An 18215-nucleotide genomic window follows, 5' to 3' on the forward strand; every position below is an offset into this window, starting at 1 on the left:
CAGTCCAACAAAAAAAGAGACTGGACGGGTGTCCAATCTCAAAAAAATCATCAGAATAGCAAATAATCACTTTCCGGTCGGCAAAGCCAACACAAAAAATAAAGATTTAGTACTCTTCTGTCCTTTTGCCTGAGATTGTGAACCCTTCGGCGCCGTTTACACGGTCTCTCCAGAAGCTGCTCCTGCCATAGTGTGACCCATGACAATCATAGCTTTCTCTTTTTATTCGGTTTCTGAGGTGACATAATCACCTGAATTGTTTCTAATACTAGTAACCTTATGATCGTTTGTCAACCGTTTTATCAAATTATTTCATTTCTTCTTTCATAACTTGAAAGAGGATTTTCCATTCTATTACCAGAAATCTTTTATATGGTTACATCTCGAGGAGGTACTTACATTGCAGACATACTATCTCATCCGTCATTGTGAAGCGACCGGACAAGCAGCCGATGCTCCGTTGACGGCTCAAGGTCAAAAACAAGCGGTATTACTCGCTGACTTTTTCAAATCCATTCCGATTGACCGGATTTTATCGAGTCCATTTCGACGCGCATACGATACTAGTTTTTCGCTTTCCAATGCTCACGATTGTCCAATCGAACTAGAGAATCGGTTGCAGGAACGCATACTCAGTACTTCTTCGTTAAATGACTGGCGGGCTGACTTAAAAGCGACATTTTCTGATCTCAATCTCCAGTTTCCCGGTGGTGAATCTAGTCGTGAAGCAATGGACCGGACCTCATCCGTCCTCCATGAGGCATTTCTTCATCCTGCCCGTCACACCGTATTGGTGACGCACGGAAACGCGATGGCTTTATTGTTAAAATCTATCGATTCAAATTTCGGCTACCCGGACTGGGAACAGTTGCGTAACCCGGACATCTATCGTCTCGTCAAAAATTCTGAGGGTCTGACTTTCGAACGCTTGCCTTTCAATGAGCAAACAGACTGAAGGAAAAACGTCATTTTTTCAAGTATTCACCAAATGCATATGATAACTTTTTATCTATTCTTTTAACTTATGGAAAACATAAGAATTATCTATTTTACTTCCCCTTCGAACTCGACTACATTTAACGAATTGATAACAAAGTGAAGTAGTTCGAATTCCTGTCTTACAGCGATTCGGCTTAAGAAAAGAAGGGGTACATTATGTCTACACAAGCAAGTCATGCACGAAAAGGGTATTTGATGATGGCTGTTCTCTGGTTCGCCTATGCGACGTTCGCCATGAACTGGGTCGCCGGTTCCTCATTAACCCCGCAAATCACGGCTCATTTTTTCGGAGACCGGACCGTTGACCCGTTGATTTCACAACTCGTCAACTACTCGATCACGACCGCCCGTGTTTTCGCGAACATCTTGGCGGCACTGATTCTGATGAAGCTCGGACCTAAAAAGGCACCGATGCTCGCCCTGTTGTTTCTGATGATGTCGATCGTCGCCATTTATCTGCCGAACTACTGGGCGTACACGGCAGCCCGGATGGTCATGGGCCTTGGGGGTTCGATGGTCATCGTCTACATGAATCCAGTCGTCACCCGTTACATCAGCGATCCGACGGAAAAACTGCGGATCAATGCGCTCAATACCGTCTCGTATAATGTCGGTGCGTTTGTCGTCTCGTTACTGTTTACGTTTTTTGCGACACAATTCACGAACAACTGGCAGCTGACGTTGACGATTTTTGCTGCTTTGACAGCGGTTCTGTTCCTCGCCTGGTTGATTTTCAGTGAAGAATTCGACTTAAATACGGCAAGCGATCAAAACGAAGTCGTTACAGCTTACGGTTACCGGGATGCGATTAAAGACAGCTTCTTATGGAAGTATGCGATCGCGTTCGGCGGCTTCCTGACACTGTACATCCTGTCGCTCGTCGGACTCAAACCGGTGTTTGACACGTATACCGAGTTAAACGGATCGCTCGTTAATCTGCTAGTCTCCGGTGCCGGTATTATCGGAACCTTCGTCGGTTTGAAAATCGGCAGCCGCGGTACACCGCGAAAACCGATTCTTCTAATCAGCGGCTTCGTGATGATCGGCAGCTTCATCGTCACGGTTGCGTTTGGCAACATATCACCGCTCGTCTCGTATATCTTTGCTTTCGTCTCTGGGTTCGCGATGTACATTCAGTATCCGATTTTCATGAATCTGGCCCACGAAATGAAGGGTATGACACCACAAAAAATCACCGTCTTATTCGGCCTGTTCTGGGCGATTGCGTATGCGACCCAAACCATCTTTACGATTATTTGGAGTTACACGCTCGGTCAGATGGGCTATACAGCGTCGATGGTCGTCTTTTTCCTCAGCTGTTCGACGTACCTGATCTTTAGTCTCTTTTTACCGGAAACCAAACCGAAACAATCGGTTCCGGCATCGAAAAAAACAGCCTGATTGCAAACAATCCCCAGTGTCGCCTGCGACCTGGGGATTGTTTATTTTTGATGCGCACCGTATTGATTGCGCAGGATGAACAGCAACCGAATCAACGGTTCATGATAGGAAATGAAGACTCCTTCCCGAATCCCGGTAATGATTTCCTCTTCCGTCGCCCATTTGACGGCCTGAACCTCTTCTTCCTGAAGCGTCAGCGTCGTCAAATCGACTTCCGTTTCAATTAAGTAATAGTCGTCAAATCCGTCTTCAAACGGCACCGTCAATTGTGGACGCTGTCCTTTAAAGGACCTCGACAACCCGAGTTCCTCGAACAATTCGCGCTCGGCAGCCATTTGACTCGTGTCACCAGTCGTCGCACTTCCGCCGACACTGAGATCCCACATGTTCGACCAGCCCTCTTTGAACGGCTGACGTTGCTGAATCAACATCTGTCCCTGCTTATTAAACAGGCAGATATGAACAGTGAGACGGTAATCGCCGTCTTTTAATTCTGTCCCCCGTGGCCAGGTCCGGCCTGTTTTTACGCGATCTGCCGTATAAATATCCCATCGTTCCATTTACTTCTTCCCCCCTACCCAATTGTCCGCAAACAGCGTCGAGACGGTTTTGTCTGCTTTCGCCCGGTCGAGTCCGAGGACGACACTTAAAAACAGTTTCTCCGCCGCCTCATCAAACAGTGTCAGTTCGTACTGTTTGCCGAAACGGACCCACCGTCTTTTGCCTTGTCCGATTTTATTCCCCTGATACATGACGCTGAACGTCATCGTCGCCCAGTTGATGTCGACTTGCAGGTCGCGGCTGTCAATCCGGTAATCCGAAAGCATCAAAAATCCGGTTTTTTGAATCGTCGTCACAACACGCCCGTCCACTTCCACAAGGATATGCGGCAGCATGCTGAACGTTTGTTTCGTCACCCGACCGACTTCGGATCCTTCGTGCACGAGTTGCCAGTTTTTCTGCATTTGGAATAACTGTCCTCTTACTTCATACGCGATCTGTCCGGCTTCATCGGTAATCGTAAATCGCCGATTCAGTTCAAACGTCTGTTTCATCAAAAGCTGCTTCATATGCGCTTCCTCTCCTGATTGTTTTCTTATGACGAGCTGGATTCTTCATCTTCTTTGACACAGTCGATAGCGACAACAAGCGCAATTAAAATCTTCTCAATGTCCGGATCAAAGACTTGAATTTCATAACTGTCACCAAACGTGAACCATTTTTTCTCGACACTTCCGACGACGTCGCCTTGACGCTTGATTTCAAAATCCATATCCCACCAGTCTCCGTCGATTTCGAGATCTGCCGCATCAATCGTATAGCGGTCTTTAAAGAACGTAAATGATTTTTCGATCGTCAGTGTCTCCCCGTCGACTTCGATAAAAAACTTCGGCAACAGGCTGAGCATTTTTTTCGTGATGACGGCGACTTCCTCCCCATCAACCGTCGAGATTGAAAAAGTCTTCGGCAGTTTCATAAAGCTGCCTTCGACAAGATAAACGTCCTGTTCCTGCTGATCTTGAATCGAAAATCGTCCCCGTAAACTGAATACTTTCTGTTTCATGTACAGTGTATGCATAAGAAATCATCCTTTCCTTCATCTGATCCGTTAGGTTTGTATTCGTCAGGCGAGTGGTATCGGGATAGAACGGTCTTGTTTTACCTTATTCGACTAACCTGTTTGGTTTTCCCTCTTCATCGTCCCGCCGCTCCCACTCCTGAAGGAGGCACTCCCATGTCGACTGATACCATCATTCTGACGATCATCCTGACATTGATTTCACTCATCATCTTCGTTCCATTGGTGCTTGGGCTTTATCTGTGGAATATCGATCACAGACAACAGGAGCATTCCATCTTACGAAACTTTCCCGTTCTCGGAAAAATCCGTTACATCCTTGAAAAAATCGGTCCTGAACTTCGGCAGTACTTATTCTTAAACAACAATGAAGACAAACCGTTTTCCCGGAATGATTATAAAACCGCGGTTCTCTCCGGTAAATATAATACGCGGACGATGGGATTTGGTTCCGAACGTGATTTTGAAGCAGCCGGCTTTTATTTGCAAAATGCCCTTTTTCCAACGAACCGTCAGGAACTGCGGATCGATAATCAACATAAAATTACGACTCATCTCTATCAACTTGATCAGGATAATCTCCTGACCCGTAAAGAACACTTGGTCGAACAACAGATTGCACCGTTTTTACTCCCCGCCGCTGACGCTCCGATCATTGGAGAACATACCTGCCGTCACCCGTTTCAAGTCTTCGGACTGATCGGTCAGTCGGCGATGAGTTTCGGTGCGCTCGGTGACCGGGCGATTACGGCATTGTCGATCGGTCTCGGCCGGGCGGAAGGAACCTGGATGAACACCGGAGAAGGCGGACTATCCGACTATCATTTGAAGGGTGACGTCGATATCATCTTCCAGATTGGACCGGGACTGTTTGGTGTCCGGACGGAAGACGGTGCTTTTTCGCTTGAGGAATTCAAAAAGAAAAGTGAACTGACGCAAATCAAAGCCTTCGAACTGAAACTGGCGCAAGGTGCGAAAACACGGGGCGGTCACCTCGAAGGCGAGAAGGTCACGGCTGAAATCGCCTCCGTCCGGAACGTCAAAGCCGGTGTCAGTATTGACAGTCCGAACCGGTTCAATGAATTCCAGACACCGGAAGAGATGCTGACGTTTGTCGAACTGTTGCGGGATACCGGCGGAAAGCCGGTCGGCATTAAACTGGTCGTGGGCAATCTAAACGATCTGCATGAACTCGTCTCTTACATGAAAACGTCCGGAAAACATCCGGATTTCATCACGATTGATGGCGGGGAAGGCGGAACCGGTGCGTCGTTCCAGGAACTCGCGGATGCGGCCGGATTACCTCTTAAATCCGCCTTGCCGTATCTGCATCAACTGTTGGTCGCGCACGGGATTCGTGACCGGATCAAACTGTTTGCTTCCGGAAAATTGATCAGTGCCGATAAGATTGCCGTCGCCTTAGGGCTCGGCGCTGATTTCGTCAACATCGCCCGCGGCTTGATGTTTAACGTCGGCTGCATCCAGGCGCAAGTCTGTCATACGAACCACTGTCCGGTCGGAGTCGCGACGACCGATCCGAAACTCCAGCAAGCATTGATCATTGACGAAAAAAGTTTCCGGGTGACGAACTACATTATCTCGTTACGGGAAGGGTTGTATAATTTGACCGCCGCTGCCGGTCTGAAGTCGCCGACCGAGTTGTCGGCAGACCATATCATCTACAAACAATCAAACGGACAAGTCACACCGGCCACCGCCTTGATTCATTATCCGCCGCCCCTTTCCTAAACCATCCGCTTGCACTTTTTCCTCATTACGCTTAAAGTGTATAGTTGATGAAATTTTAATTGTGCAAAACGAATTACCTTAAGGAAAGGGTTTTATATACGATGAAAAACAACTTTTGGCAGGACCTGCCACGACCATTTTTTGTACTTGCTCCAATGGAAGATGTCACCGACGTCGTCTTCCGTCACGTCGTCGCGAAAGCAGCGCGGCCGGATGTCTTCTTTACTGAATTTACGAATACAGAAAGTTACTGTCATCCAAAAGGAAAACAGAGTGTCCGCGGACGCCTTGAGTTCACGGAAGATGAACAGCCGATGGTCGCCCACATATGGGGCGACAAACCGGAATATTTCCGTGAAATGAGTATCGGGATGGCGGAAATGGGCTTTAAGGGCATCGATATCAACATGGGTTGCCCGGTTCAGAACGTCGCCGTCAACGGAAAGGGATCCGGGCTGATCAACCGCCCCGATGTCGCCGCTGAACTGATTCAAGCAGCAAAAGCCGGCGGTTTGCCGGTCAGCGTCAAGACACGCCTCGGTTACTCAAAAGTCGAAGAATGGCACGACTGGTTACGCCATATTCTCGAGCAGGACATCGCCAACCTGTCGATTCACCTGCGGACACGTAAAGAAATGAGTGCGGTCCCGGCCCACTTCGAACTGATTCCGGAAATCAAGAAGCTCCGCGATGAAGTGGCACCGCAAACGCTCTTGACGATCAATGGAGACATCAACGACCGCCAACACGGGCTTGAACTCGTCGAGCAGTATGGTGTCGACGGCGTCATGATCGGACGCGGAATTTTCCATAACCCGTTTGCGTTCGAAGTTGAAAAGAAAGATCATTCGAGTGAAGAATTACTTGATCTGTTACGTCTGCAACTCGACCTGCACGATCAGTATTCAGCTGAATTCGAACCGCGTCTTTTCAAGCCGCTCCGCCGGTTCTTCAAGATTTATGTCCGCGGTTTCCGCGGGGCGAGCGAATTACGCGCCCGTCTTATGGATACGAATTCAACGGATGACGTCCGGGCACTGCTTGACGAATTCGTCGAACAAGAAGGCATTCACGCTGTTAATTCGTTTTCGATTTAACTTAATCATGCAAAAGAGCAAGGCTCCGCGCCTTGCTCTTTTTTTGGTGTTAGTTCACTTCCGTTTCCAGTCGAATCTTTAAACAGGTTAATTCAAACGGTGTGTCGCATGTTACTCGTTCCAAGCGCCGTTTCCCGACGCGCCGGTCGAGCAACGCAAAACCGCGGATGAAGGCATGGGGATGCGTCAAAGCCTCTTCAATCGAGAGCTTCGGGTACAGCAGCAAATCCTGTTGCACGTCATAATTGGCGTGCCACCCTTCTTGCTCCAACTCACGTTCAATCTGCTTATATAATGCACGCGATGTGTTGAACCAGTCCGATTGAAAAATCTCCAACTTGATTCGCTCCGGTTTTTCCGGCAAGCGGTTCTTCGCCAACGCATAACGACGGTCCGCTTCGAACGTAAACCGTAAATCCTCCGCCTTAAAAAATATTTTCCCATTCAGCGTCATCCAGACTCGGGCTTCACCGTCATGAAAATGCCGGTCGACTGTGGCATATAAATCGAGACGCGGTCGAAGTGACGGCGCGACGAACGATAATATCTGCTTTTTAATTTTTGAGAATTGCATCGGGTCCTCCTTTTAAACGCGTTAAACACCAGGCAGCAACTGACTGCCTGGTGTTTAGTTTACCCGTTTTTCATATGAAACGATTCCGTTAACGTAAAGGTGATGTTTTTGAGTTCGAGCCCTCCAAGTGCAAAATACAGCTTGAAGTAGTTGTGTGGATTAAAGACAAAGACATCTTTTGTCTGCGTCACCCATTCGCCGTCCGTTCCGTTAAACGTAAACGTTGCGACCGGCATGTTGTTCGCAAACAACGTCACCGGCATCTGTGCCAGTTCCCCGGCATACGACCGGGCTTCGAACGTGACGTGGTACATGCCGGTTTCTTCTGACGTCACGGCGAAGACATGACTGCTTCCGGTCGACGTATCGAGTTCGTCGAAGACGATCGGAACACCGCTCTGAAGTTGCTGATGTGTTACGGCCTGTTCGTTCAGATCATCCGTTTCTTCCGGTAATCCGGTGACGTCGACTGTTACTTCTTGACCAAGCGTCCGCTCCATGACCGGTGACCGCAGAATGAACTGACAGATATTCGCCGCACTCCGTAACAATTCCGCCCGTGTCAACGTCCCGTCTGCAAGCGACGACAGCGTATCATCCTCAAACGGGTTCGCACCCGGTTCTCCGACGACCATGTAGAGATCGTTTTGCGAACAGACCATCGTCGCCGTCTGTTGCCGGTTGGCTTCCGTTTCTTCCGTATTGATTTTCGCCCACCAGTCGGTCATGACGACACCGTCAAAGCCCCACTCGTCGCGGAGAATCCGGGTGTTCTGATCATACAAGCCGGCGGTCCACAGACCATTGACGGCACCGTATGTCGTCATGATCGCATAGGCCTGTCCCCGTTTGACGGCATGCTCAAATCCTTTCAGATAAATCTCCCGTAACGCCCGTTCTGAGACAATCGAATCGAGATCATGACGATGGAATTCCTGATTGTTGGCACTTAAATGTTTCAGCGTTCCGGTCACGCCGACCCGGTGCATCCCGTCGAGCTGGGCGACAGCCATCATCCCCGTCAGGTGCGGATCTTCCGAGAAGTACTCGAAGTTCCGGCCGTTGAGCGGATGCCGGTGGATGTTCATGCCCGGTCCAAGCAACGTGTCGATGCCGTTTTTCCGGAGTTCAAGTCCTGTCATCTCAAACAAGTCCGCAACTAAATCAACGTTGAATGTCGAGGCGACGAGCGTTCCGTTCGGCAGGGAAAAGGCTTTTGTTCCGATATCCATCCGGATGCCGGACGGACCGTCGGCACAGCAGGCTGCCGGAATCCCGAACGCTGTCAGCCGGTCGGTGACACCACCGAATGCCGCCGCCGTTCCCGGAGTGACACGCGGGGAGTTCATTCCTTCGCCACGGACGATTGCCGCCAGATCCTCATCCGTCAACTGATCAAGGAACATATCGAGTGACGTCTTCTCTTCGTACACATCCTTCAGGGTCAGTCCCTGGTCGTCCGAATACGTTCGCGCTGCCGGTCGTTCGGCTAAACGGCGGGCTTCCGGATCAATCGTCCGCAATGGTGTCGCTTCATATGTCACGTCATATCCGGTCTCTGTCTGTTGCGGCTTCAGCCGGTCGAATGCCGTGACCGGTGCCATGTTTTCACTTAATATCTCAACGACACGCAACGCTTCGATTGTTTGTGTCGCCACGTGCGCCGCCGTCCGGACGTCTGTGCCGGCGTACAGATGATAAGCACCCGCTTCGATGACGTAAGACGATTTGTGCCCTGTCACGCCGGCATCATCGTAACTTGCATATTCCGTCAGCGGAACGGTCAGTGTCAACGTCTCCTGTTGGCCCGGTTCAAGCTGTTGCGTTTTCGCAAACGTCACCAGTCCGCGTGCCGGATTGCCGAGTTGTCCCTGCGGTTTTTCAAGATACACCTGGACGACTTCTTTCCCGCTGTGTGTCCCTATATTCGTGACGTTGACGGTTAACGTGACCTGTTGCTCCGTCATCTCAACAGTGTCGGTGACGACCTCAAATGTCGTATACGATAAGCCGAATCCGAACGGATAAAGAACATCGTCTTTTGCAAACGTCTCGAAGTAACGGTATCCGACATAGATGTCTTCCTTGTAGATCGCCCGGTCCTCATGACCGAAGTACGGTGTTGACGGGTACGCATCGAGGGAACGGACAATCGTATCCGGCAGTTTTCCGGATGGGGTAACGGCGCCCGTCAAGAGATCGACCAACGCGTTTCCGCCTTCCATCCCGCCTTGCCATCCGTACAGGATCGCACTCGGATTGAAATCAAGCGCCCACTGCATGTCAATGACATTACCGACGTTTAATAAGACGACGGTCTTCGAAAACGCTCCCGCGACTTTTTCGATCAGTGTCAATTCGACGTCCGTCAGCAGGTAACTGCCGGGATCCGCTGTATTATCGCGGTCTTCACCGGCCGTACGGCCGATCATGATGATGGCAACGTCCGATTGCGACGCTGCGTCTGCAACGACTTCATCCGTAACCGGCATTTCTTCCTGCGACCAGGGTTCCGCCGCCCAGCCTTCACCTTTATCAAACGGATGATCTTTCAGCCAGACTTCATAGACGTCGAGCAACGACTGGTTTACCGTCACATCCGGATGGTCTTGCAACGCTTCGAGCGGACTTGTCACGTGCGTGACGTTGACCATCCCACCCGATCCTGTTCCGCTTTTATAATAATTGAACTGATTGCGTCCGAACACCGAGACTGTTGTTCCTGCTGGCAGTGGTAACGTCTGCTTGTCATTCTTCAGCAGGACCGCGCCTTCTGCGACCGTCTGCCTCGCCAGTGCCGTATAGGCGTTCCAATCTAATGTATATGTCGTCATCGATTCATCCTCCTGTTGGTTGTGTAGTCGCAAACCGTTTCTTCAGACCGTTTGCGATTTCCGTGATGCAGTCTTCCGCTTGCGGATACTGTCCGAGCTTTTCGATAAAGGCGTGGTCCATCCCGTTGTATTGAATGCGTTTTGTTTTGACACCGGCCCGCGCGAGTTTTCGTCCGTACGCTTCCCCTTCAAGACGGAGGTAATCGTATTCTGCCGTGATGATCAATGCGTCCGGTAGTCCTGCCAGCTTGTCGCTGAAGAGCGGAGAGACATGTGGATCCTGGACGTCCGTCGTCCCTTGCAGGTACAACCGATTTAACAGTCCATCCGTGTCTTCAAGGGCTGTGACGATTCCTTCAAGGAGTTTCCGGTTTTCATTCATCTCGTATGCGTCAAGACGCCATTTGAAATCATCCGTCGACAAAGCCGCGAGATTGACGACCGGATAGAGCAGGATTTGGTACTGGATCATCTCAGTCTGTTGTTCGCGGTCAAGCAGGGCACAGACCGTCGCTAAGTTCCCGCCGGCACTGTCACCGGCTACAGCGAGCTGCGCGCGGTTGATTCCGAGCTCTTCCGCCTGTTCATAAACCCATTTGACGGCCGTAAAACAGTCGTTCAGACCGGCTGGAAATGGATGTTCCGGTGCGAGTCGGTAATCGATCGAAATCACGACGACATTCGCTTGTTCCGCCAACAACCGGCAAGGATGTTCAACCGGTTCAAGCGTTCCGCCGAAAAAGCCGCCGCCGTGGAAATAGACAACCGCCGGTAACAGTTCCGTCGATCGTGGACGGTAAATCCGTGCCGAAATCGGTTGCTCGGCACTCGGAATTTCAATCGCTTCTGTCATAATCGGTGTCGTCGTCAGATCAGTATTGATCCAACCCATCCCGGCTCGCGCCGCTTCGAGTGAAAACGGTGCTGCCGGCGAACTGTCTTGCTGCTGCATCATGACTTCCAAAACGCGCGGATCAAGTACGCCGCTTTCCGTCCGGTCTGGCACCGGTTTGATGACGACTTCAACGCCATCTTGCAGTTCACCAGTCGTTTTTTCCGCTAACCGATCGACCAATTGCTGATAATCCTGTCCCATGAATCTGCCTCCTTTAACCGAATTTTTTACGCACTTATAAGAGATCATTCATTTGTAAAAATAAGTATCGAAACCGCTTTCGTAAATCGTTAAAAAAATTTTGGGTGTCCTTTGTTTTTAAAAGAGACCGCTTACAAAACCAATCATACGCATCTTTATCCGATTAATCAATCATTCTGGATGATTCAAAAAAAGCCACTTGTCTTTCACGTGTTTTCCTTGTCGGAATGACGTGAAACGAGTGGCTTTTTTGAATTAGCTTAAGATATTTTCTTCTGAAACGAGCGTGAACCCGTCAATGACCGTGTCTTCCTCGACTTCAATCAACAAACATTGTTTGCCGTTGTAATTGACCTGCTTAATGTACTTCAAGTCTTGGGCACTGACGGAGATATTCGCGACTTTCGTATTGATTTTAATCGATTTCGCTTCGTAGTTCGGGACGATGTTACTCGCCTTCATTTCGTATGTCGTATCATCGATGACTGTCTTGAAGGCCCGTTCGACCTGTTCCGTACTGACGTCTTCGATGCCGCTCGCTTTTAAGACCCGTTCGACTTCTTTGACGTCCAGCATCGGAATATCTTCCGGCTCGTCTTCTTTTTCGTCCTCAACGACGAGCAGGTGATTGACTTCTTCATAGACACCCGCGAGTGTTTTTGAATCGACTGATTCGCCGATGACCAGTTTGACGATCTCTTCAAATACCGCTTTGTCTTCTTCCGCCGTCACGATTTGATCACCGTTCAGGACGTTTTCAATGAACAGCAGGTCCGGTTTGTTCGGTTTGCTTGCTGTGTAAAGGACACGGTTGACGTCCGCCGCATTATCCGTGAAGCACGGGAATAAAAAGCCGCCAATTGGTGACGCCAGTTTGATGACCGGATTGATCAGCAGGTTCGACTTGAACTCGAGATCGACATAGTCAAAGACAAGCGACTGTTTCGGCAGTTCCGTCTGGTTGAGACTGCTGAGAATAAACGGTGTCGTATAGACTTCATCGTTCTTATCCACTTCCGTCTCGTCCGCCTGACGTTTCGTCGTCTTGTAATACTGTCCCCGGATGAACGTGACGACGATATCGTTTTCGTACTGCACGTCTTGGACCATCTTCAGCGCAATCTGTTGCATCTGTTCCGTCCAGTCTTCCGTCTCTTCCGTGTACAGGCCTTCGTACAACAGTTGTTGCGTATGTCCGGTCGCGCCTTCTTCCGGCTGCTGGAACTTGACCTCAAACAGCTTGATGTCGAGTTTCCCGGTCAGGACTTTCTTGAAGTTCGCGAGGAACAATTCCTGTTGCTCAAGTTCAAGAAAGGCGAATGGTCGGCTTTCCTCATAGAAGATTTCACTCGTTTCTTTGCGGATATATACATTATAAATTTCGTTGATTTTAAGTAGTTCCGAGTCGACCTTAAAATGGCGACGGATATCACTGATGTCTTGTTTGTTCATGGTACGGTCTCAGCTCCTTGGCGTTTGAATTCCTCGTGGCTCCTAAAAAAGGAGTGCCTCCTGTCCAAATCGAACAGAGGTACCCCTTTACTATACAAGATTTGAATCAGATTCGCTGACAGAGTTCAATTCTTCGACCGTGAACTGAATAAATAATGTCGAATCAGATAACCGACAAGAACAATCAGCAACGCGATGGAAAAGTAGACGATGAAATTCAGCGCGACCGGCAGAAAAATTGAGACGACATAAATAATCATCACCGTGACGGCATAAAACAATAAAAATTGACTGATGGCTTTCAATGGACTTCTCCTTTAGATGTGATACTATTTATTTTTTTCGAATGCTCTAAAACTGTAGGAGTTCGTGATTGGTTCATGAATCACCAATTCATGGCCAAAGCCTCGTTCGTCTGCTTGCTCGACAATGGATTCAATCTGAATCGTATTGAGATGACGTTGGACGAAAACAAGTGTAATGGACATATGTAATCCTTTTTTCATTCCCTCAGCCCCTTCCTTCATTCATACGTCTTCTCTTATGTAAAGTTCCAGATTTCCCCATTGTCCTTCTTAAATGACACAGGTTTGATGGAAATTTGTTTAAGAAAAGTTCAACTAAGGAAAAAATCATACATACAGATCATGTAAAAGAAAGCAGGTGTCTCATGGTGACTCAAATCATCGGTCTCGTGTCAGTCTTCCTGGTTCTCGGCTTGATTTTTACCAATCGTTCTCTTCTGACCATCCTTCTGGTAGTGTTCGTAAGCTCGATTGCTTTGTTTTTTATACGAATTTCACTGGAAAAAATGCCGCTCTTAGATGCTTTCTTTGATTCGTTTGGTTTTTTATCAAACATTATTCTAGTTTTTTTAGTCGTCCATTTTTTCAAAAAACGATCAGCACACGATAAAAGTCTGTAATCAAAGCATCCCAGTAGCGGGTGCTTTTTTCATGTTAAGAGTCTCCGCAATTTTAATGCATGCACTCTAGGTTTTATCTGATATTGATTTTAATTTTTTTATCAAAATTAGGCGAGAATACTCCCACTTCTAAACGAAGTGAAAGTGGGAGGTGAATCGCCCCCCCTCCCTTTCGGGTATAAACCTTTCAAGGAGGTGAAAATCATGTTGAAGCATAAGGCCTACAAGTTCAGAATCTACCCGACAAAAGAGCAGGAAATCCTGATTGTGAAGACCATTGGTTGCTCGCGCTTCGTCTTCAACTACTTCTTATCGAAGTGGGATGAGACGTATAAAGCGACAGGCAAAGGACTGTCTTACGGCTCTTGTTCGAAAGAAATCCCGATGCTGAAGCAAGAGTTCGACTGGCTGAAAGAAGTCGACAGCCATTCGCTTCAATCGAGCGTTAAACACCTGACCGATGCGTATGACCGCTTCTTCAACAAGCAGAACGAACGGCCTCGATTCAAATCGAAGCGCCATCCCGTCCAATCCTACAAGACCAATATCGAAAAGAAGAACCAGCTTCCCGAGGTCTCAATCGTCGGCAATAAGTTAAAACTCCCGAAGTTGAAGTGGGTGCGTTTTGCCAACTCGAGGGAGGTCGTAGGGCGCATCTTGAACGCCACGATCCGGCGTAACGCTTCAGGAAAATACTTCGTCTCCCTGCTCGTCGAGCAGGAGATCCACGAACTGCCGAAGACTGGTTCATCCGTCGGCGTCGATGTCGGGTTGAAGAACTTTGCCATCCTGTCGGACGGCACGATGTACAAGAACGACCGCTACTTCCGTTCGCTCGAGAAAAAGCTGGCGCGCGAGCAACGTAAGTTATCTCGTCGTCAACGCATCGCTTTGAACAGGAAAGTGAAACTTTCCGAGTCAAAGAACTATCAGAAGCAGAAACGGAAGGTCGCCCGCATGCACGAGAAAATCGCTAAAAAGCGAACCGACTTCCTTCACAAGGTGTCCACCGAGATCGTCCAAAACCACGACGTCATCGGTATCGAGACCTTGCAGGTGAAGAACATGCAGAAGAACCGCAAGTGGAGCAAGTCCATCTCGGACGTCAGTTGGTCGGCGTTCTTCCGCATGTTGGAATACAAGGCGGGCTGGTATGGGAAAATCGTCGTGAAAGTCGGCAAGACCTTTGCTTCGAGTCAACTGTGCTCCAGTTGCGGCCATCAACATAAAGACGTGAAACATCTTGGTTTACGGGAATGGACATGCCCTATTTGTGGCATCCACCATGATCGGGATGTGAACGCAGGACTGAATCTCAAACAAGAAGCCGAACGTATCTTAGCTTCTTCAACCGTCGGGACGACGGGGCTAGCCTGATCAGGTTTCGACCGATAGGTCGGATCACTCAGGAATCCTCCACCTCTAAGCAAAGCGTAGGTGGAGGTAGTTCAATACTTTAGGCTTAATTCCAAAAAAATATTTTTGGTAAAAAGTATTCAACTTTTGTAATGTTTATATGATTTTAACCCTATCCAAAATATTCGATGGCATACTGAGTGAGTTGAGAGGATTCTCTCATCACACTTACATAAGAGGAGGCAGTTCATGTTCCAGAAACTCAAGCTACTCGCCGTATCGTTTGTTTTGTTTCTCACTGCGTTTCAGTTCGACCTCTCACCCGTTTCCGCACTCCCGTCCGGCATCCCGTCAAAAGCGACGGCACAATCCGAACTCAATGCCTTAACGGTCAAAGCCGAAAGTACGATGACCGGTTACTCCCGTGATCTGTTCCCGCACTGGATCAGCCAGGGAAACGGTTGTGACACGCGCCAAGTCGTCTTGAAACGCGATGCGGATTCATACGTCGGCAGCTGTCCGGTCACATCCGGCTCATGGTACAGTTATTATGATGGACTGACGTTCACGAACCCGTCCGATCTCGACATCGATCATGTGGTGCCACTCGCGGAAGCATGGCGTTCCGGTGCAAGCAGCTGGACGACAACGACACGTCAGGCATTCGCAAACGACCTCAACGGTCCGCAATTGATTGCCGTCTCCGCAAGCTCGAACCGTTCAAAAGGTGACCAGGATCCATCGACATGGAAACCAACCCGTGCCGGCGCAAGCTGTGCGTACTCAAAGATGTGGATCAACACGAAAAGCCGTTGGGGCTTAAGTCTCCAATCCTCTGAAAAAACAGCACTGCAAACGATGCTGAACACCTGTACCTACTAAGAAGGAGTCGATTCGATGGAAACGAAAACCTCTACGTTTACGGCCACGCACGGTGTGATGACGAATGAAGTCGGCGTCATCAGCGGCGAACTGGAATTACGGACGACCTGTCAGGAAGATGGTAAACTCGAACTCGCCATCTCCTATGTCGGCTCAACCGATGTTTACACATTACCCGGCAAGGATTATCAGCTGCATGATGTCCGAGATCACGAAGTCGTGCACCGGATGCTCGTCAATGTACTGGAACGAACATAATGAAAAACAGACGCTGTCCTATCACTGGGTAGCGTCTGTTTTATTGTCGAGTATTTAAAATTAGATTGTCATTATTTACTAAATCGTATGCACTTATCTGACTATTTATCCGGTATAGTGAAAACAAAGTCATTATCCTTTTAGGGAGGCATAGCTCATGCGAAACGTTTTGATTCCAACCGGCGGTATCTTAAGTGGTTCAGGTCTCTACATGGCATTAGAGGGCTACGTGCCTGCGTTATTCGTTACGGGCATCATCATGCTGTTTGGTTGCGGGATAACTATAATGCCACAATTCATAAATAAGCAGCATTTACACAATACTATCGGCGGATTTATTACCAAGTCTGTCGACCCAATCCTCGCTCACGTCAACCCATCGCGTTTATAAGAAAAAGACCTACTGATGTTGATTCGAGCTGATCAATCGGTCGGTTGTTGTCTTCTTTAGCTAATAAGACAATCTGGACGACACTATCACGAGATCAGATTCATCAATCAAAAAGTCTACTGGCACCTAAGATATGCTATTTAAGATTTTGCACGGTGAATATGCCGTAATCTATTTGATTTTATTATTTTACAAAGGTCTCAAGATATTTAATATAATCGGGATTTACTAAAGAAATTTTTTTCAGTAAGTCTTGATGCATTATTTTATTTTGAAATAAATAAGAGACTGCAACTAATGTATCTCGCAATGTAAAAACATCATTTTTAAACAAATAATTAAGTATTTGTTTCATCTTCGATCTTTCATCTATAATTAATTTGTTTTCTTCTAAGTATTTATACACCAAAATATATAAAACTGTAAATTCGGAGGGGTTGAACAAAATATACTCCCAATTTAAAATAATTTTTTTAAGACTTTCAACATCTAAATTTATCCATTTTTTAGAATAAATAATATTTTTTATTACTTTGCTTACATTGTCATTTTCTATTGACAGATATTTATTAGAAAGAAGCTTATACTTCTCCAAATCTATACCATCATTTTTTTCTATTTCACATAATTCATCAATCAAAATATTTAAAGTTCCAGATTCTATAACATCTAATGCTTTATCTTCTATTAATTTTTCACTTGAAAACTTAATAGAATCTTCGTAGTTAGTCTCTTTTAATTCAGTAATATGTTTATACTCATCAGGGCTTAACATTTTTGTTTTAGATGTATTTAATACTAATTTATCTTTCCATAAATAATAACTTAGTTCATTTAATATACTATTATTTTTTTTTCTATCTATATTCTTACCGTCATGAATGATATACATATCATCAACATAACGTATTAATTGAAGTTTCTCTCTAACTAGTAATTCTTTAACCTTAGCATCAAAATTAGTTAAATAAATTTGCGATAGAATTGATGAAGCGATAGAACTATGAAATTGGGGCAGGCTTTCTAAGTCACAATATTTAAAAAAATATTCTAAGTCTTCAACTATCTTTTTTTGCCCTATAATACTTTTTAGCTTTTTAGTTAAGTTAGAAATACTGATCGAATTAAAAAAATCTTGTACATCAACTGTTAATACTGACTTTCCTAAATATTTCTCTCTTTCTTTTTGAAATAATTTATAGCTATTTTTGTATTTCCCTTTCTTTATTATGTCTGGTTGACTGAATCTTATATCTAATAAGCCAGAATAAAATACTTTCATATTACCATCTGAAAAATTAATTTCTCCGCTTTTTCCTAAATCTTTATAAATAATTTTAAAAACTAAATATGTATAATAAATATAGTAAATAGGATTAATTAGAAATACATTTCTTGGAGTAAAATAGTCGTTTTTATAAACAAAATCTCTTACTTTGTGTGGATCGTATTTGTTGCAAAATTTTTCTATTGGAAAAGATAAAATTTCTATTATTTTATCTTTTCCAAGTTTCTTAAATAAATTCATATTTGCAATCATTTGAGGATTATATTTTTGATCAGATATTGCAAATACATAGCTATAAGTCAACTCTTTTATTTGTTGTTCACTTACCATTTTT

18 protein-coding genes and 1 riboswitch are annotated in these 18215 nt (G+C 46.6%); of the genes, 8 read left to right on the forward strand and 10 right to left on the reverse strand.

All coding sequences use genetic code 11. The features are described from left to right. Positions 1-107: 107 nt before the first annotated feature. Positions 108-183: riboswitch (glycine riboswitch) on the reverse strand. A 217-nt stretch (positions 184-400) separates the two neighbouring features. Together MUN34_RS13665 and MUN34_RS13670 are read left to right on the forward strand one after the other, a co-directional pair. Then, positions 401-955: a histidine phosphatase family protein gene (locus MUN34_RS13665; RefSeq protein WP_247858088.1), complete on the forward strand. Its 555-nt coding sequence runs from the start codon at positions 401-403 to the stop codon at positions 953-955. A gap of 200 nt (positions 956-1155) precedes the next feature. After that, a complete protein-coding gene (locus MUN34_RS13670) occupies positions 1156-2400 on the forward strand; it encodes an MFS transporter (protein WP_026827062.1) in 1245 nt (414 codons plus the stop codon). Positions 2401-2441: 41 nt separating this feature from the next. Here the strand turns inward: MUN34_RS13670 and MUN34_RS13675 are convergent, their stop codons facing one another. Genes MUN34_RS13675 through MUN34_RS13685 form a run of 3 tightly spaced genes read right to left on the reverse strand, consistent with a single transcriptional unit; the run spans position 2442 to position 3979 of the window. After that, entirely contained in the window at positions 2442-2960 is a 519-nt protein-coding gene (locus tag MUN34_RS13675; protein ID WP_247858089.1) for an NUDIX hydrolase, read from the reverse strand. Next, positions 2961-3470, reverse strand: a complete 510-nt coding sequence (locus MUN34_RS13680) for an LURP-one-related/scramblase family protein (protein ID WP_247858090.1) — start codon at positions 3468-3470, stop codon at positions 2961-2963. A 26-nt stretch (positions 3471-3496) separates the two neighbouring features. Then, on the reverse strand, positions 3497-3979 hold the full coding sequence (locus MUN34_RS13685; RefSeq protein WP_026827059.1) for an LURP-one-related/scramblase family protein: 483 nt from the start codon (positions 3977-3979) through the stop codon (positions 3497-3499). A gap of 156 nt (positions 3980-4135) precedes the next feature. Here MUN34_RS13685 and MUN34_RS13690 point away from each other — a divergent pair, with 156 nt between their 5' ends. Further along, positions 4136-5728 (forward strand): FMN-binding glutamate synthase family protein, encoded by a 1593-nt coding sequence (locus MUN34_RS13690; protein WP_247858091.1) that lies wholly within the window; start codon positions 4136-4138, stop codon positions 5726-5728. A gap of 101 nt (positions 5729-5829) precedes the next feature. Beyond that, on the forward strand, positions 5830-6825 hold the full coding sequence (locus tag MUN34_RS13695) for a tRNA dihydrouridine synthase (RefSeq protein ID WP_026827057.1): 996 nt from the start codon (positions 5830-5832) through the stop codon (positions 6823-6825). 49 nt (positions 6826-6874) lie between these two features. Here the strand turns inward: MUN34_RS13695 and MUN34_RS13700 are convergent, their stop codons facing one another. From MUN34_RS13700 to MUN34_RS13725, 6 genes are all read right to left on the reverse strand, one after another. Next, positions 6875-7399, reverse strand: coding sequence for an SF0329 family protein (locus tag MUN34_RS13700; RefSeq protein ID WP_247858092.1), 525 nt, complete (start codon positions 7397-7399; stop codon positions 6875-6877). Between the two features lie 59 nt (positions 7400-7458). Then, positions 7459-10233, reverse strand: coding sequence for a glycoside hydrolase family 3 protein (locus MUN34_RS13705; RefSeq protein WP_247858093.1), 2775 nt, complete (start codon positions 10231-10233; stop codon positions 7459-7461). Between the two features lie 4 nt (positions 10234-10237). Continuing rightward, positions 10238-11329 (reverse strand): alpha/beta hydrolase, encoded by a 1092-nt coding sequence (locus tag MUN34_RS13710; RefSeq protein ID WP_247858094.1) that lies wholly within the window; start codon positions 11327-11329, stop codon positions 10238-10240. Between the two features lie 255 nt (positions 11330-11584). Next, complete coding sequence (locus MUN34_RS13715) at positions 11585-12781, reverse strand: DUF4317 domain-containing protein (protein WP_026827054.1); 1197 nt, start codon at positions 12779-12781, stop codon at positions 11585-11587. Between the two features lie 125 nt (positions 12782-12906). Beyond that, positions 12907-13086, reverse strand: a complete 180-nt coding sequence (locus MUN34_RS13720; protein ID WP_247858095.1) for a hypothetical protein — start codon at positions 13084-13086, stop codon at positions 12907-12909. A gap of 24 nt (positions 13087-13110) precedes the next feature. Further along, a complete protein-coding gene (locus MUN34_RS13725; RefSeq protein ID WP_247858096.1) occupies positions 13111-13287 on the reverse strand; it encodes a hypothetical protein in 177 nt (58 codons plus the stop codon). 623 nt (positions 13288-13910) lie between these two features. Between MUN34_RS13725 and tnpB the strand changes: the two genes are divergently transcribed. The 4 genes from tnpB (at position 13911) to MUN34_RS13745 (ending at position 16593) form a co-directional block, all read left to right on the forward strand. After that, entirely contained in the window at positions 13911-15083 is a 1173-nt protein-coding gene (gene tnpB, locus MUN34_RS13730; RefSeq protein WP_247858097.1) for an IS200/IS605 family element RNA-guided endonuclease TnpB, read from the forward strand. Positions 15084-15311: 228 nt separating this feature from the next. Beyond that, positions 15312-15944 carry an HNH endonuclease family protein gene (locus MUN34_RS13735; RefSeq protein WP_247858098.1) on the forward strand — a complete coding sequence of 211 codons (633 nt, stop codon included), beginning with the start codon at positions 15312-15314 and terminating at the stop codon, positions 15942-15944. Between the two features lie 15 nt (positions 15945-15959). Then, complete coding sequence (locus MUN34_RS13740; RefSeq protein ID WP_247858099.1) at positions 15960-16202, forward strand: hypothetical protein; 243 nt, start codon at positions 15960-15962, stop codon at positions 16200-16202. Positions 16203-16359: 157 nt separating this feature from the next. Next, the gene (locus tag MUN34_RS13745; protein ID WP_247858100.1) at positions 16360-16593 is read left to right on the forward strand and encodes a hypothetical protein; all 234 of its coding nucleotides are present in this window, start codon (positions 16360-16362) and stop codon (positions 16591-16593) included. 184 nt (positions 16594-16777) lie between these two features. Here MUN34_RS13745 and MUN34_RS13750 read toward each other — a convergent pair whose 3' ends face one another. After that, positions 16778-18211, reverse strand: coding sequence for a reverse transcriptase domain-containing protein (locus tag MUN34_RS13750; RefSeq protein ID WP_247858101.1), 1434 nt, complete (start codon positions 18209-18211; stop codon positions 16778-16780). Positions 18212-18215 lie beyond the last annotated feature (4 nt).

Origin of the sequence: Exiguobacterium sp. 17-1, from assembly GCF_023096305.1 — a bacterium.
GTDB lineage: Bacteria > Bacillota > Bacilli > Exiguobacteriales > Exiguobacteriaceae > Exiguobacterium_A > Exiguobacterium_A sibiricum_A.